This window comes from Vallitalea sp. (genome assembly GCF_025211055.1).
Taxonomy (GTDB): Bacteria; Bacillota; Clostridia; order Lachnospirales; family Vallitaleaceae; genus Vallitalea.
Genome location: NZ_JAOARO010000071.1, coordinates 1 through 18162 on the forward strand (window position 1 = coordinate 1; position 18162 = coordinate 18162).

At 30.2% G+C, this 18162-nt stretch carries 14 protein-coding genes; 5 read left to right on the forward strand and 9 right to left on the reverse strand.

The window, feature by feature from the left end; translation table 11 throughout:
- Window positions 1–1493: hypothetical protein (locus N4A55_RS09940; RefSeq protein ID WP_330666372.1), on the forward strand; the 1493-nt coding region annotated here is incomplete at its 5' end.
- A gap of 117 nt (window positions 1494–1610) precedes the next feature.
- Here the strand turns inward: N4A55_RS09940 and N4A55_RS09945 are convergent.
- A complete protein-coding gene (locus N4A55_RS09945; RefSeq protein WP_293755706.1) occupies window positions 1611–2885 on the reverse strand; it encodes an adenylosuccinate synthase in 1275 nt (424 codons plus the stop codon).
- A gap of 689 nt (window positions 2886–3574) precedes the next feature.
- On the opposite strand from N4A55_RS09945, the gene N4A55_RS09950 reads away from it, so the two are divergent.
- Window positions 3575–4231, forward strand: a complete 657-nt coding sequence (locus N4A55_RS09950; protein ID WP_293755707.1) for an adaptor protein MecA — start codon at window positions 3575–3577, stop codon at window positions 4229–4231.
- A gap of 60 nt (window positions 4232–4291) precedes the next feature.
- Here the strand turns inward: N4A55_RS09950 and N4A55_RS09955 are convergent, their stop codons facing one another.
- Window positions 4292–4498: a DUF1858 domain-containing protein gene (locus tag N4A55_RS09955; protein ID WP_293755709.1), complete on the reverse strand. Its 207-nt coding sequence runs from the start codon at window positions 4496–4498 to the stop codon at window positions 4292–4294.
- 206 nt (window positions 4499–4704) lie between these two features.
- On the reverse strand, window positions 4705–5418 hold the full coding sequence (locus N4A55_RS09960) for a GntR family transcriptional regulator (protein WP_293755711.1): 714 nt from the start codon (window positions 5416–5418) through the stop codon (window positions 4705–4707).
- Window positions 5419–5810: 392 nt separating this feature from the next.
- Between N4A55_RS09960 and pflB the strand changes: the two genes are divergently transcribed.
- The 3 genes from pflB (at window position 5811) to N4A55_RS09975 (ending at window position 9132) form a co-directional block, all read left to right on the forward strand.
- Entirely contained in the window at window positions 5811–8042 is a 2232-nt protein-coding gene (gene pflB, locus N4A55_RS09965; protein WP_293755713.1) for a formate C-acetyltransferase, read from the forward strand.
- Between the two features lie 37 nt (window positions 8043–8079).
- On the forward strand, window positions 8080–8817 hold the full coding sequence (gene pflA / locus N4A55_RS09970) for a pyruvate formate-lyase-activating protein (protein ID WP_293755714.1): 738 nt from the start codon (window positions 8080–8082) through the stop codon (window positions 8815–8817).
- Between the two features lie 144 nt (window positions 8818–8961).
- Window positions 8962–9132: a DUF362 domain-containing protein gene (locus tag N4A55_RS09975; protein ID WP_293755715.1), complete on the forward strand. Its 171-nt coding sequence runs from the start codon at window positions 8962–8964 to the stop codon at window positions 9130–9132.
- Window positions 9133–9200: 68 nt separating this feature from the next.
- Here the strand turns inward: N4A55_RS09975 and N4A55_RS09980 are convergent, their stop codons facing one another.
- From N4A55_RS09980 to N4A55_RS10005, 6 genes are all read right to left on the reverse strand, one after another.
- Entirely contained in the window at window positions 9201–9779 is a 579-nt protein-coding gene (locus tag N4A55_RS09980; RefSeq protein WP_293755717.1) for a MerR family transcriptional regulator, read from the reverse strand.
- 161 nt (window positions 9780–9940) lie between these two features.
- Window positions 9941–10417, reverse strand: coding sequence for a flagellar export chaperone FliS (locus N4A55_RS09985; protein WP_293755718.1), 477 nt, complete (start codon window positions 10415–10417; stop codon window positions 9941–9943).
- Window positions 10418–10526: 109 nt separating this feature from the next.
- Entirely contained in the window at window positions 10527–12320 is a 1794-nt protein-coding gene (locus tag N4A55_RS09990) for a flagellin N-terminal helical domain-containing protein (protein WP_293755720.1), read from the reverse strand.
- 141 nt (window positions 12321–12461) lie between these two features.
- Window positions 12462–12596, reverse strand: a complete 135-nt coding sequence (locus N4A55_RS09995; RefSeq protein ID WP_293755722.1) for a hypothetical protein — start codon at window positions 12594–12596, stop codon at window positions 12462–12464.
- 43 nt (window positions 12597–12639) lie between these two features.
- Entirely contained in the window at window positions 12640–16026 is a 3387-nt protein-coding gene (locus N4A55_RS10000; protein ID WP_293755724.1) for a DUF6240 domain-containing protein, read from the reverse strand.
- Between the two features lie 159 nt (window positions 16027–16185).
- Window positions 16186–18144 carry a LysM peptidoglycan-binding domain-containing protein gene (locus N4A55_RS10005; RefSeq protein WP_293755726.1) on the reverse strand — a complete coding sequence of 653 codons (1959 nt, stop codon included), beginning with the start codon at window positions 18142–18144 and terminating at the stop codon, window positions 16186–16188.
- Window positions 18145–18162 lie beyond the last annotated feature (18 nt).

Genomic DNA, 18162 nt, shown 5'->3' on the forward strand with positions numbered 1-18162 from the left:
ATAAAATTCCTGATAACCTTAAGCCAGGGGCAACATATACTGTTGAATACATTGTAAAAGACTTAGAAAACACATGGAGTTTACCATGTATAAAAGAGTTCACTTTACCAACAGTACCACCACCACAGATATTAGATACAAAATTGAAAACTCAATTAAATAAATTTAATCTAAACAGTATACCCGCATCCGAAAATCTCTTAGCATATGATATAAAAACTAGATTTCCATATAGTCATCACATAGAAATGGCTATGTACAATCAAAACACAATCAAAACACCAAACAAAATTATTACATCATACTCAATTAAAAATGGTCAAGATTATAATTGGAAAGATGTAATTTATAAAATTCCTTCGACATTACCAGACGGGTATTATCTATTTAAGCTTTTTGCAGTTGATAATAATAATAGTAATAATAAAAGGAATAAGGATTTCTCTGTAAGAGTTAAGACTCCTGTTGATCTAAAGGGAACAATACAAAAAGATAAAATAACCTATGACAGAGAAACTTTAATTGAAGCTAGTACATCAAAATACGTGAATACTGTCACTATCACACTATATAAAGATACAAGATATGAACGTACAAGGAATTTATCCTGCATCAAAACTGAAGATGATAAGAAATTTTGGTCTCTAACTTATAAAGAAGAAAGAAATTATATAAAGGATGATTTTTATACTGCTAGATTTACAGCTAGAACGCCAAACAATAATCAGGAAATTCAAGATAATAATTATGAATTCACTCATAATACACCACCAACGGTAAGTATTCAATCTACTGAACCAAGCTATATATATGAAGGAGATAATGTCTTAGCTAATATTATTGTCAAGGATATTGATTTGGATACCTTAACACTTGATATTGATTTATACAAAGATAACAACAAACTTAGTAGTAACAGGATTATAGCTAATCCAAAAGGTATGACCTATGATTTAATCAAACAGAATCTAACGAACAATATAACATCTGGTGATTATGAGATAAAAATACATGTAGATGATGGTAATGGGGGTGTGGCAAATGCTACTAAGTTATTTAAAGTGTATGAGTTAGATATTGATGGCTATGTTAATCATACCCCTAAATGGGATGAGAATAGAATCAAATATAATAGAACAATATCAAAAACTGATGATAATCCTAGAGACAGTAACACATATTGGTCAGGAGAACGTTTTATTATAAGTGCTGATACAACAAAAATTAATCCAGACAGTAATGTTGTTGCAAATCATGTGAAAACTGAAATCTTAGATACATCTTATGATGCTAATCTAGTATCAACCAATAAAACCAATTGGCATGGCGAACTATGGGATAATTCAATGATTAACAAATGGGGAAATGATACAGCTATCTACATCACTTTCAGATTTACAGTTAACTATAGCAATGGTACTGTCAAGACAGATGATGTAAAAGTTAAAATTGACAATATAGATCCATATTTTAGATATCATAGAAAATGGTAATAGGTAGTTTACATTTTCATACCTATTATATTAATATTATCGCAAAATAAATCTAGGCAGGAAATACTTACAATTCAAGTATCTCATGCCCAAATAATGAAATTGTTATAACCTCAATTAATCTACATAAATATTTTGATCTCTGTTAGGCCCTACTCCAACCATAGTTATCTTAGCACCACATAACTCTTCTACTCTCTTAACATAAGCTTTCGCAGTTTCTGGTAACTCATTATATGAACGAATGTTAGTGATATCTCCCCAACCGTCCATTTCTTCATATACTGGTTCACATTTAGCTAAATCTTCAAGACTTGCTGGGAATTCTTTTACTAATTCACCATCTTTTTTATAAGCAACACAGATCTTAACTTTATCAATGTTAGCTAATACATCAATTTTATTAAGTGCAATAGCTGTAAGCCCACTTGTTCTAACTGCAAATTTACCAATTACTGCATCGAACCATCCAGTTCTTCTAGGTCTTCCAGTAGTTGTACCAAATTCATGTCCAATCTTCCTAATCTGCTCTCCCATCTCGTCAAATAACTCTGTTGGGAAAGGTCCTTTTCCCACTCTTGTAACATAACCTTTCATAACTCCAATACAATCATCAATCAAAGTAGGTCCAACTCCTGCTCCTACACAAACACCACCAGTAACTGGGTGTGATGAAGTAACATATGGATATGTTCCAAGATCTATGTCTAGCAATGTACCTTGAGCACCTTCAAATAATACTTTCTTACCTTCTTTTATTGCATCATATACGATAACTGTAGTATCTGCAAAATATGGTTCAAGTTGTTTTAAATAACCTCTGTATTCTTCTAAAACTTCATCTGCATCAAATTGAACGTTACCGTTATATACATTTTTGATAATAGAATTCTTTAATTCTACATTTTCTCTAACTTTGGCTTCAAATACTTCTGGATTAAGGTAATCGCACATTCTAATACCTGAACGTTCTGCTTTATCCATATAACATGGTCCAATACCTTTTTTGGTAGTTCCAATATCACTTTTACCTCTATATTCTTCTTTGATACCATCAAGAGTTTTATGATAAGGCATTACTATATGAGCTCTAAGGCTTATTCTTAAGTTCTCAGTAGAAATACCTTTATTATGTAATAGTGCTATTTCTTCTAGAATTCCTTTTGGGTCAATAACAACACCATTACCAACAACACATGTAGTTCCTGGATATAGAATACCTGATGGCACTAAATGAAATTTATAAACTTCTCCATTAACTGTAACTGTATGACCTGCATTGTTTCCACCTTGAGAACGTACTACTACATCTGATTGTTCTGATAGAATATCAATGATTTTAGCCTTTCCTTCATCGCCCCATTGGGCTCCTATAATTACTTTTGCTGACATATTTATTTCCCCTTTCTAGAGAGAATTGTTCTTGCAGTTATGATGCTTAATGCAGAAACTTCTTGTTACTTCTGCACTGTCACCAGCTACAAAAAATTATTGATACCAGATTCTAAATTATTAGTTAACTATATACATAATACGTGACAGCTTTTAATTCCATCCCGTATAATAAAAATCTATATGGAAGTACCAGATTAAAAATACCTGATACGGCATCTTATAATTCAATTACATTATATCTATTATTACCCATACTATCACTTTCTATAAAATATTTTCATCACACAAAGTTATATCTCATATATTTATATAGAAGGAATTTTCTTTAGTAACATATAGAAATAAATAAACATAATCCTTTAAAATTTTAACAGAAAAAGAGAATAAAATCAATAGTTTTTCGAACATTTATTTATTTTTTTAAAAAAACATTCGTTTATTAAATGACAGCAATATCCTCTTTACATTTTACCCTACTTTCTATTATACTATACATAAGAGATAATATGTGATTTGCATAAGAAATCTCAAATTGTAACTTTCTTTTTTAATATGTAGGCAGGCAATTAATATATATCGGGTTTTATAACTATCGGTTTTATGAAATTCAATATATAAATGATTAAATGATATATGCTAGGTTAAAACTTAAGCATATATAGGTCAAGTATTAAGGAAGTGATAATATGAAAATTGAAAAGATAAGTAATGCTCAAATTAGATGTACTTTAAATAAAACAGATTTGACAAAAAGACAAATAAAGATCAGCGAACTTGCATATGGAACCGAAAAGACACAAGAATTATTTAAAGATATGATGACACAAGCATCCGTTGAATTTGGTTTTGAAGCAGATAATGTACCTTTAATGATTGAGGCAATACCCCTTTCAAAAGAAAGCATAATGTTAATAATTACTAAAGTTGATAATCCTGAAGAATTAGATGATAAATTGGCTTCTATTCCTCAACATAACATACGTAATTTTAAGAAAAAAGAAGTTGCAGATAATAACGACCAGACAGTTAACAAAGAAATCAATCAAAATACAAAACAGATTATTTATTCCTTTAAATCTCTTGACGAAGTGATTAAAGTAGCCCAGATTATTAGTCCACTTTATGATGGTCTTAATTCATTATATAAAGACGAAACTATTAATGAGTATTATCTTGTTATCCACAAATCAGATAATGAGAATCATGCATTTATAGGTCTTAATGGCTTTTTGTCCGAATACGGAAATAAGGTACCATCTACCAATATAATGGAGATATTTTATGAAGAACATCATGAAATTATCATAAAAAATAATGCAATTCAAATATTATCTAATTTATAAATAAAAATAAGGTACCCTACTTATATGGATAAGGGTACCTAAATTTAAATCAATCTTTATTTACTCTTTAGATTCTAAAAAAGTGTTGATTTTGTTAATTAATTCATCTATATCCATTCCGTGTACAAAAGCTGCTTCTTCCAATGTTTCTCCTTGAGCAGATGGGCAGCCAATACAATGCATACCTGCTTCCATTAAAATAGGAATAATATTTTGATCTACTGCAATAATATCAGCGATTATCATATCTTTAGTTACTTTTGCCATAGCATTTACCTCCTTTTAAATAGTAGTATTAGTCGTTATAAACGTCTAATCTGAAGTATTTTGTTACTAAAATTTGAAGTACCAACATCAAATTTTAATTAATTATAATATAAATACTAATTATTTACAATAAAATTAAAGTATTTAAATTTTTTTCTATACGCAACTATTACTATCTTATTACATGAACTTTTTGTGTAGATTAGTTATGTTCTTCTGAAAATGTCAACTCTATATTTATATAAGTCTGGTCTATAATATGATTCTTCATAGAATAATTTTTCCCCATTACTTGTATAGCTTATACCTGTTATTTTTAATAATGCTCTAGCTTTTTTCATATTGAATACTTTCATCATTATATTATTAGCAATACAAGCATCAATATCACAGGATATATTCTCAACTTTATAGCCATAATGCTCTTCAAATACTTTATATAAGGATTGACTTATATCATATTTGTGAAGTCCCAGACATTTATCTTTTTGAATATATACAGTTTCTAACGCCATAGGAAGTTCATTGCCTAATCTCAATCTCTTTAGTTTGTAAAATTTTGTTTCATAGGGTACTTTCATTATATTACTAATCTCTCTAAGATTATAAACCGTTGAAAATTCAATAATATTAGTGCTAGGATTAAATCCTCTTTCTCTTAATGTATCAGTAAAACTTTTAACATTTCTTTGGAGAAAATTAGGTGATGAAACAAAAGTACCTCTACCCTTTTCTCGATAGACAATACCCTCTTTCATAAGTTCATTGACAGCTTGCCTTGCTGTCATCCTGCTTATATTATACAAATCACATAGTTTTCGTTCAGATGGTATTTTTTCCCCGGATTTGAATTCTCCAGTATTAATTTTTTCTTCTATATCTTTTTTGATTTTTTGATACTTAGTTTCTATTTTCTCCATTAATTTCACTCCATCTACTTCTCATGTTTAAACTATATAATACATTTTATCATTCTATTTTTTTAAGTTCAATATCTTTTATCAATATCTTTTACTAAACGAGAATGATTATTTTGTAAAAATCTCTTGACGTGTATACAGTATCCATATATAATATAACTATAAATTATACATGATGTTTTTACATATTATAATTTATTTACTACTGAGTTATAAAATCGCTTAAATTTATTTACTAATTATATCTTGCTATTCAACTTATAAAAGAATATTGAACTTATTGAAATAGTTTTATAGATGTTTAAGTTCAATATATATAGCTAATAATAACTATAGCAATTAATAACTTTGGTAACTGTATTTAATATAAATCTAGAAGGAGGTCATTGACCATGAAAGATTATTGGGAAAATTTTACACCTGGAAATTGGAAAAAAAATATTGATGTAAGAGATTTTATCCAAACAAACTATAAACCATTTGATGGTGACGATTCTTTCTTAGAGGGACCTACAACAAACACAAAAAAACTCTGGGAAGAAGTATGTGAACTAACAAAAGAAGAAAATAAAAAAGGAATCTTAGATGCAGAAACAAAAGTTCCTTCATCTGTTATATCTCATGGTCCTGGTTATGTTAACAAGGATTTAGAAAAGATTGTTGGATTCCAAACTGATAGACCTTTGAAAAGAGGTATAATGCCTAATGGTGGTATCAGAGTTGTAAGAAACGCTTTAAATGCTTATGGCTATGAACTTGACAAAGAGACTGATAAAATTTTCACAAAGTATAGAAAGACTCATAACGATGGTGTTTTTGATGCTTATACCGATAACATGCGTCAAGCAAGACATTCAGGTATTATTACAGGGTTGCCAGATGCTTATGGAAGAGGTAGAATAATTGGTGATTATAGACGTGTGGCTCTATATGGTACTGATTTTCTAATCTCTGGTAAGCAAGAAGAGAAAAAGCAATTAGAAATGGATTTCATGGAACCAAATGTAATTGTTCTTAGAGAAGAAATCTCAGAACAAATCGATGCATTAAAACAATTAAAAGAGATGGCTGCTACTTATGGACATGATATAAGCAAACCTGCTACTAATGCAGCAGAAGCTATTCAATGGACTTATTACGGATATCTTGGAGCTATTAAAGAACAAGATGGAGCCGCAATGTCATTAGGTAGGGTTTCTACTTTCTTAGACATATATATTGAGAGAGACCTAAATTCAGGCGTTCTAACTGAAAAAGAAGCTCAAGAATTAATGGATCAGTTTGTAATGAAGCTTAGAATGGTAAGATTTCTACGTACTCCTTCATACAATGAATTGTTCTCAGGAGATCCAACATGGGTTACAGAAGTTATTGGTGGAATGGGAATTGACGGTAGAACTCTAGTAACTAAAAATAGCTTTAGAATTCTTCATACATTGAACAATCTAGGACCAGCACCAGAACCTAACTTAACAGTTTTATGGTCCGAAAGATTACCTGAAAACTTCAAGAAATTCTGTGCAAAAGTTTCTATCAATACAAGTTCCATTCAATATGAGAATGATGATCTGATGAAAGCTTGGTATGGTGATGATTACGGTATTGCTTGTTGTGTATCTGCTATGAAAATCGGTAAACAAATGCAGTTCTTTGGTGCCAGAGCAAACCTTGCAAAAGCATTACTATATGCAATCAATGGTGGTAGAGATGAAAAATCTGGAGACCAAATAGGACCAGAATTTGCTCCTGTGACTTCTGAATATCTTGATTATGATGAAGTTACAAGAAAATTTGATGCTATTCTTGATTGGTTAGCTCAATTATATATTAATACATTAAATATCATTCATTATATGCATGATAAATACTGCTACGAAAAATTACAAATGGCACTTCATGATAAAGATGTACTAAGAACTTCTGCTTGTGGTATAGCTGGATTATCAGTTGTAGCTGACTCATTATCAGCTATAAAACACTCAAAAGTCAAAGTTATCAGAAATGAGGAAGGTCTAGCTGTAGATTACGAAGTAGAAGCTGATAGCTATCCTGCATTCGGTAACAACGATGACCGTGTTGACAATATTGCAAGTGAAATAGTTGAAAACTTTATGAACAAACTAAGAAAACATAAGACTTATAGAGATTCAGTTCCTACTATGTCAATCCTTACTATTACTTCCAATGTTGTTTATGGTAAGAAAACTGGTAGTACTCCAGATGGCAGAAAAGGTGGAGATCCATTTGCTCCAGGTGCTAACCCAATGCATGGACGTGACAAAAATGGAGCAATCGCTTCAATGTCATCAGTAGCCAAACTACCATATGAGCATTCAGAAGATGGTATCTCATATACTTTCTCAATCGTACCAAAAGCACTTGGTAAGAATGAGACAACTAGAGTAAGTAACTTAGTAGGTCTATTAGATGGTTATTTCCATGATAAAGGTCATCATATCAATGTAAACGTATTTGATAGAGAAACATTAATAGATGCTATGGATCATCCAGAAAAATACCCACAATTAACAATAAGGGTTTCTGGTTATGCTGTTAACTTCATCAAATTAACAAGAGAACAACAGTTAGATGTTATTCATAGAACATTCCACGAAAGAGCGTAAAACAATGTGTTAAGCCATACCTAAGGAGGTTATTACAATGAGTGTACTAGGAAAAATTCATTCTATTGAGACTTGTGGTACTGTAGATGGACCTGGTATAAGATTCGTAATCTTTATGCAAGGCTGCCCTTTGAGATGTAAATACTGCCATAATCCAGACACTTGGAAACTAGGTGATGGCGAAGAGAAGACTGTAGAAGAATTAATTCAAGAAATCAAGAAATATAAGTCATACATGAAATTTTCAGGTGGTGGAGTCACTGTTACAGGTGGTGAACCACTTCTTCAAGGAAAATTCGTTAAAGAACTATTCAGAAGATGTAAAGAAGAAGGTATTCACACTGCTATTGATACCTCGGGTTATATCTTTAATGACACAACAAAGGAAGTACTGGATTATACAGATCTAGTACTTCTGGATATTAAGTGTTATGATAATAATAGATATAAATATATTACAGGTGTGTCCCTTGACCCTACTATATCCTTTATGAATTATCTAGGCGAACTTAATAAACCTGTTTGGATAAGATATGTATTGGTTCCAGGATTAAGTGATAATGAAGAACATATCAAAAATCTATCAATATTTTTGAATAATTTCAATAATATTGATAGAATTGAACTTCTACCTTTTCATAAAATGGGTGAATTCAAATGGGAAGAATTAGGATATACTTATGAACTTGGAGACACCAAAGAACCTACCAAGGAAGAAGTTATTAAAGCAATAGGTATTATAAAAGAACATAATCTTAATGTTGTAACTAGCTAATTAATAACTTTTTGATAATTAAATTAAGTAAATAAGCATTAAATTAAATTATTTTTATTTTTTAATTTAATGCTTGTATTATAGCTATTAATATATTAAAATGTAGCTATAAGTTTTATAAATAAAATTAGGAGGTGCTTTAATATGTCATACGTAATTAATGATGAATGTATTTCATGTGGGGCTTGTGAATCAGAATGTCCAGTAGACGCTATTTCAGAAGGCGATTCAAAATATGTTATCGATGCTGATACTTGTATCGAGTGTGGCGCTTGCGCAGGTGTCTGTCCAGTAGATGCTCCACAACCAGAATAATAATAGTTACTTATATAAAAAAAGGAGCAAATTTAATTGTTTGCTCCTTTTTTATATAAAATAATACCCTATTTCTTTGATTTCTTAGATCTGAAAAATCTTCTATTCGATGTAGTTGCTGTTTCTTGTCTCATTTTTTGCATTTCTCTTATAGTTTCATCTAGCTTTTTATATCTTTTTTCTTCTTTTTCTTCACGTTCTTCCAATAAGAATCTAACTTGGCTTGATACTTCTTTTGTTAATTGTTCTTTTAATATCTGGTTATTTTCTTTTAATGTATCTTCAAGAACACATTGGATGAACTGTTGGAATTGCTGTACCTTACTGCTTCCCGATTCTGATACTTCCATAGGAACTACTTTAGATACTTCTTGCATCTCCTGTTTTGGGGTATCTTCCTCCTCACGCAACTTGTCCTCCTCTAGAATCCCTGGCAACATCATTTTTATAGCTTTTAATTGTAATCCTTCTTCTTTTAATTTCTTTATGCTCTTTAATATATTTAAGTCCTCAGCTCGAAAGTATCTATGTCCAAGTTCATTTCTAGGGATATTAAGTTCTAATTCTTCTTCCCAATATCTAAGTACATGGGGTTCTACATCTAATTGTTTTGATGCATCCGATATAATATAACGTACTTCCGCCATGTTCCCCCTCCTACCTATAAATTATTTCCATTTGATTACTATTATACCATATATTTACAATAGTTCAAGTCTTTTAGGTATTTTAAGAAAATAATATTAATAGGTTAAAAAAAGACGCTTAATTATTACATCAGCATCTTTTCGTTTTTTATTATTTACTTCTATGCTTTAAAACCTCTAGATTCAACTTTGTTTATTATTGTTTCATTAAGTGTACCTTTTCCATATGTAAGACCAGCATATAATTTCTGTGAATTTTTGATAAGTGATTGGCTATTTTGTCCTTTTGCAGCTTCTTTGAAACCTTCTAATAGAATATCAGCCAGTTTCTTAACTTCTATCAAAGGTTCTATATTAAATTGGATTGAAGATTCTATTAGCTTTTTATTCATATAGATATATAGTGATAATAAATACCTTGATATCTCATAAGACATATCTAGTGTATCCGTTAATTCTCTATGTGATTTGTGGACTTTCGTCATACAGTGGTTAAATGTATCTTCATCCTCATTGTTAATAGCCTCAATAGATTTATCAATCTCACTTATAAATAATTCATAGGTAATTATTAACAGTTGTTCTCTACCCGCACTAATTATTTTATTTTGATATATTTTTACTGTATCTTCTACCATTATAACATTCCTTTCGGGATATATAATATTAACTCAACTTTCCTACTTCATTATTCTATGTAGGTAAGCTAATTAAAAGGCTTTGCAGAATATAGGTATTTATTCTATCTTATCCTTGCAATAATTGCAGAATAGATTGTGGTCTTTGGTTAGCTTGTGCTAACATAGAAGTTCCAGCTTGAGCTATAACATTTTTCTGAGTATATTGAGCCATCTCAAATGCCATATCCGCATCTTGAATACGTGACATAGCCTCTGTCATGCTTTCTGAAGCTACGCCTATATTATTAACTGTATGTTCTAATCTATTTTGGTAAGCTCCAAGTTTTGCTCTAATACCTGATACTTGGCTAATTGCTTTATCTACAGTATTAATCGCAAGCTGTGCATCATTAGTAGTTGAGAGATTAAGTGTATGTATTCCTAATGCTTTTGGTGATAAGTTAGGTATCCTAATTTCCATAAATTGTCCTTCATTAGCACCTATTTGGAGGTCTAATGGACCGGCGTCGAGTACGCTTACGTTAGTTTGATTAGAGACAGCCGCTTTGTAAGCCGCTAAAGCACTAATTGCTTCTCCTCTTGTTGCGGGTTTTTTCATAATTTCTGCTATAATATCCTCTTCTGTATCTCCATTAGTTAAACCTGCTTTAATAATTGTACCTACTCCACCTTTTATGGCATCTGCTGCATCGCCTGCCTTATTTAAAATTGCATCAACAGTGTTTGCTACACCTGGAGCATTACTACCTACGCTAATCGCATCACATGCAGCGTTTTTTGCCTCATCAACATTTTTGCCCTTTCCTAAGGCATTCATGAATGCCTTAACAAAGATCTCTGCTTTTTCATTAGTAAGTCCCATTCCACCTGTACCTGCAGAAGCTTTTGTAATACCCTCTTTGTAAACTTCATTGTTTCCTGCTATACCTTCAACCGCTTCAAATTTTATCTCGAATCCATTAGTATCAGTTACAGTTATAATATTCCCTTTAGTTGATACTGTTGCTGTAGGTGAAAAATCACTATTCTTACTATCAATACTCGCTTCAACATCTTTTCCTTTTACTGTCTGTGAAGATAAGCCAAGGTTATCCAACACTTCATTAGAACCCTTTAAGTCTAATTTATAATCTGAACCATAATGCTTTGATTCAAATTGTAATTTTACGCCAGCATTCAGTGCAAATCCAACTGAATTACCAGCATTATCTACTGCTTTTAAATTAACCCCTACTTTTTCAGCTAATCCTCTTAACTTAGCAAATATCATCTCAGGTGTATCAGTCTTATTTATCTTAACTTCTTCCCCATTTAGACTAACTACTCCATTTTCTTGAATTGTTTTACATTCTTTTGTAGATGTTATCTTAGCTTTTGTTGCATCAGATACAATATTTATCTTATAATTTCCTGGCTTAACAGTATCTGATAAAGATACTATTTTAGCGATATTATCAAAGTTTGGAAATGCTCTTCTATCAATCTCTCCATTTAACAATTTTCTCTCATTAAACTCAATATTATCAGATATTCTCTGAATCTCCTTTTGTAACTGTCGTACTTCTTCTTGAATAGCTTTTCTATCTTTGTCATCATATGTACCATTAGAAGCTTGTACTGATAATTCCCTTATTCTTTGGAGCATGGAATGCACTTCATTTAGTGCACCCTCAGCAGTTTGTATAAGAGATATACCATCCATCGTATTTCTTTTTGCCTGGTCTAATCCTCTTACTTGTGTATCCATTTTTTGAGTAATAGCAAGTCCAGCTGCATCATCTGAAGAATGGTTAATTCTAAGCCCTGATGATAACCTCTCTAATGTTTTATCTAATTTAGAATTGTTCATTGTTAATTGATGTAAAGCTCTAAGTGCTGGTATATTGTGATTAATTCTCATTCTGACACCCCTTTTTTATTATATAAGAAAGTTCTACTTTCCAATTTTCCAAAGTTTTTATCATATCTTTTTGACTACATATAATTTATCGACTTTTTTTAAAATATATTTAGCCATAGGTCCTAATAAAACCCTTAGTCATTATTCATCATTTAGATTCTTTTTTTTATCTAAATCACCTATAAATTCTGCTAGCTTCTTAGCCAATAAATAAATATCAGCTTTAGCCTGCTTCTTATTATTTTCATTAACTCCTGTATTCTCTATAATAACCACCCCTTTTTGTACATTAACTACCTAATAATCTCTTATCATACTATTATATACGGATTTCAAAATTACCCATTTTATTATCAGATGTACTATTATTCACCTGTTGTTTAACTTCTAGAGGCGTTTCAATCTGTGGGTTATCATATTTTATTGCAGATACATTATAACCCATATCTTCTATCATCATCTTTAGTTCTTTACTATATTCCATCAAATACTTTGTCTCATTAACCTTAGTAGCCGATATATTGATTTCAATATCTTTATCATCCATCTTTACTAATGAATTGACTGTTCCTAGATTTTTGGTTTTAAGAGATAATAATACTTTTATTGAATTTTCGTCAATTGCTTTATCTTTGTCTATGTAATACATATTAAGTTGAGTCATCTCACCATTTAATAAGATAGGTATCTGAACATAATCTTCTTTGTCTTCCATCTCTTTGTTCATATCTAATATTCTATCTATCTGTGTGAGGTCGTTAGTTATATTAGGTCTCTTATTTGGATTAAGTTCAAATGACTTTCCTTTAATCTCTTTCAATTCTTTCTGTACTTCATTATAGATATTGGATATTTCTTCTCCACTAGCAAGGCGATCTAGTATTCCTAAAAAAGTCTTATCTATCTGGTTATTAATATCTGTATCATTGAATTCTCCCATAAGATGCTTCAGTTTATTACTAAGTTCATTATTATCCTGTAATAAATTACTTATTGTGTTTAGATTTTTTAGGTTAACAGGTAATTGTAGTTTTTGTAAGAATCTAATTGATTCAGAAGATGTATTCTTTACTTGGTTAATCTGTTCTCTTATTCTATAGGTATCCAATTCTTGCATTTCACTTTCATCTATCATATTTAATATCTCTTCAATTGGTTTATCCATTATCCCATCTTCTTCTAATATTTTTTTTAGATTATTAGGAGATGATTTCCTAATTAATTCTTTAATGTTATTTTCGAGATACTGCATATCAATTATATTATCTTTGGTTATCTGTAACTGGAACTCTTCTATGCTTTCTATAAGTTTTATATTATTTTTGTTTACCTCAAAACCTGCTTTCTCAAATGCTTCTTGTATCTGGTTCCTAATAGATTCACTATCATATTTTAAGTTTTCTAATGTACCAAAATTGTCATCTATGTTCACATTGATATCTGTACGTTTTCCACCAGTTTTTCTCAAATATTTTGCTGCTTCCATAAGATTGTTTAGAGATAGTTTCATATCTTTTTTTACTAGAAACCCTACTGCTCTTCCTTCTGACTTGGATATGGTATTAAGCATTCTATATATACCTATCATACTTTTTCTCTCTTTTTCAGATAGAGTATTATCTTTATCCATCTCATTAATAAACGATGCAATTTTGTCTGTTATATCTTCTCCAATTAGCTCCTCAAAATTATGCATGTAGCTAGTAACTTCATTAATATTCATTTCTACTGGTGATAGATTATCTTTTATCATATGTGCAACTATATTAGGATGAAGTCTGTTCAACACAATATTTACCTGTTGATCCAGAAGCTTTATATTATTAATATTACTTTCTGAGATTTCCATTTCATTGTGGGCTAGAATTTTGGCAGCCCTTATATTTTCAGTATTAATATCTATATTTAACTCTTTTAGAATACTCTCTACCTGATTAAAAGTCTTTTTAATATTATCTCCTAGATCTGCTCTTGGTTTTGTTCCCAGTTTATCATACATTTCCTGTAGCATATTACTCTTATTGGTAATGTCATTATTATTACCAGTTATAGCTTTCAGAGTAAAATCTACCTCTTTTTTCATTACTTGTCCTAATACGTTAGTAGATGTATTTCTTGCTTTCTCAACTGTTTCTAGTATTTGGTTCATCTTATCAATATTAGAATCTGTTGCTTTAGCTCCTACTGATGACAGTTCATTTTTTATATCAGCTCTTTCTAGTTTTTTAAGCTCTTCGACAAGTTGGTTCAATGGTGCTGTATCAATTTTTATTCCATTATCAATCATTCTATTGGCTGACTCTATAGTCATCTTTAATCTAATCTCTTCAAGCTGTCTCTTGGCTGTTATATATTTATCTTGTTGATTTTCAGGTAAGTTAGTTTCTCTTTCTCCCCTGATAGAATTATCTTCATATTCTTTTTCTAGATTGTCTAGGTTAATAGTTTTTCCCTTGATTATAAGTTTCTTAAGATGCTCATCTTTTATGTTAGATAGATTGTCTATGGTCTTTTTAGCCTTTAATCTATTTGATTTATTATTTATAACCTTATTATACTGGGATATATTATTAGTCAATTCAATGGCATCTATTTTCTTGTTATTAACAATATTATCAACAGCTTTATCTATAATCTGTTGAGGTTTAATATTATTTTCTATATCTTTTAGGTATAGATATTTTTCAATATTTGTCTTATCTATTTCTATATTATTTTGAATTAAGGTTTTAGCAGCCTTAATAGTTTTCTCATTTGGGTTAATATCATTATTCTTAAGTATGTTTTTTATCTGTGGTTCTAGTTCTTTTAACTCATCATTTGTAATATTTTCACTTTGATTATTAGAGTTATTACCGTATGAACTATTAGTACTACTAGATTTTCCACTAGTATATTTTGCCTCATATAGTTTTTCAACTGTCATTTCTATATTATTTTTAAGGACATTTAATATGGCTTCTTCTTTTAGCTGCTTAATGGCATCATATTTATTGAGTGCACTTCTTAGTTTCATTATGTTGTGTTCATTAACAGGAAGATTTTTTTCTTTTAGTTTGTTTATTATTGATTTTATTTCTTCTTTACTTCCAAAAATTTTGGTGTATCTTTCAATTTCTTTATTTATTTCTTTTTTTATTTTTTTAGTATCATCTTTTTTTACTGCTAATTTATTCTTGGATACTATTTTTTCAAATAGATCTATAGTCATTTTTTCTGGATTGTAGCTTTTTCTAATAATATCTTTTATATCATCATCAGTAACTTTTGATAGAAGTATCTCTAGTTGTTTTTTAGTACTATTTATTATATCTTTGTATTCATCTATGGTACTTTTATCTTTGTTTTTCATAGATGTGATTATATCCATCATTTCTTTGCTCTTAGGCGTATTTTTGTTCCATATATCTCTAAAAGATGACATTTTATTGTTTCTTTTGGTTATTTCCTTTTCTTTTGAAATATATTTCAAACTAATCTTATCTCCTTTAGCTTCTTCTATCTGAAAGCTACATGTTTCACCTATATCTTCTTTTATTTCAACATTATTAGGTACCATAATATTTCTACCCATAACCTCTATCAATGTACCTGCTTCATTTTTATTCTTCACAAGTCCTGTAACATTATCTTTATTGTAGTTCATTTTCTTGGGAGCATCGTCAATAATGAAGGTAGTACTTGTTACATCCCATATAGTATTCATAACCTAATCAACTCCGTTTTGATTCAATAGTTATTTTATATATCGGCATTTATGCTCAAATAATGAGATAAAAATAATTTCTATTTCATATGCAAAATCTCCGATAAAAAAGTAAAAGAGACAGATCTCTCTGTCTCTTAATGGCAATGTATTGAAAATCTATTTTACTGGTATTGCTAATACCTGTCCTTCATAGATTTTATTAACATCCTTTATTACATCTTGGTTAGCTTCAACAATCTTATTAAAAGCACTAGCATCTTTATAGAATTGTTTAGCTATCTTAGCTAAAGTATCTCCCGCTTTGACTACATATACTTTTGTGTTTTCATCTTCAACAGGTGGCAAGTATTTTGCTGGTTCTGGAAGAACTAATGTATCACCAACATTTAGTTTGTTACCCGTCTTTTTGAAGTAATCTTTATTAGCATTATAGATTTCTTGTTTCATTGAATAATCGCCGTAATATCTTAATGATATATTACCTACTGTATCATATTGCTTGATTACAAGAGAAGTAGGCATTACTGTTTTTATATCTGCATTATCAGTTTTCTCTGATTCGGCTGAATTTTTATCAGCTTCATTATCTTGAGGTAAAGTATCAATAATACCTTCATCTACATTAGCTTCAACATTCTCAGATTCTTCTTTTTTATACTTTTGTAAATCAACATTTGACTTTGAAGTACTATTTTGAATCTCTGCTTGCATTGCTTCTATAGTATCAAAAGATTTGATATATATTTTTCCATCTTGTAACTTAGCAAAAGATTTAACTTCAGCTTGACCAATAGCATCTCTTATTATTTCTGATAATTTATCATCTCCACCTGATAATTTTAAGATAGGCTTTAGAACCCCGCCTAGTCCAGGTATTTTGTAAATCATATCAGTGATAATTACTCCAACATCACCATCACCTAAAACATCATTAATTGATACTTCTCTTACTTCTTTTTTCTCTGAACCGTCTTTATTTGTTTTTGCATTACCATTTTTATCTTTTTTTGTATCTTCCATATAGAATACAATATCGTTGATGCTATCTTTTATTTTATCTCTAAAACTATTACTTATTGGATCTCCAAATGGTACTAATGAATTTATTCCATCTTGTATTCCATCTGCAATCTCAAAAGCTATATCTGCTGGTTTTTCAAATTCATTTTTATAAATCACTTGAAGTTCATTAGCATCTGCATTGTTGATACTAGCTACAAATGCAACCTCTTCTTTATTAAGAGCTCTTTTTTCAGTAGGAATTTCTATATCTCCAAGTTTTAATGTAACAGTAAAATCATCTCTAACACCATACTTTAGTCCAGTTATTACTAACATGTAATTTCCTTGTAGGTTAGCTTTGTCACCTTTAATAGTATATGTAAAATCCATTCCATCTACTGTATCACTTGGTACAATACCGTCTTTGTAAGGATCTATATCAACTAATGTATAATCTTCTAATTCATCATTGATAGCATCTGCTACTTTGTCCCCATAAACAAATGAATAAGGAAGTAGATTAGCTACATATTCCCCTATATTAATATTTCCTGATGTTTCAGAAACCTCTGTAATTACAAAGTTACTCCAATATTCAGTAAGGCCAATATCTTTTAAAGCTTTCTTTAGATGCTTTTCTGCTTCCAATGGTAACTTTTTTTCTTTGACATTATCACCGTATATAAAAGTTCCAGTTTCTGAAGTGAGTACATTTGTTGCTGTAGCTACATCCATATTTAGTACAGGTAATAAATCAAGTTCACTTAATTCAGGATTATTTTTTAATACGTCATCCATGAACTCAGATACATCTTCTATTGCATTTTTTGTCCAGTCTGTTGCATCATCTACTGCATTTTCTGTCCAATCCTTTGCATCATCTACTGCGTTTTCTGTCCAATCCTTTGCATCATCTACTGCGTTTTCTGTCCAATCTTTTGCATCATCTACTGCGTTTTCTGTCCAATCCTTTGCATCATCTACAGTATCTTTTACTGTATCTTTTACTTTATCCCAAAACCCAGCATGTACTGAAACGCTTTGAGACAGTAGTATAGTCGTTAATAACATTAATGAAACTGCTTTCTTGATTACTTTTTTAGTTCTTTTCATAAATTTCCTCCTTAATAT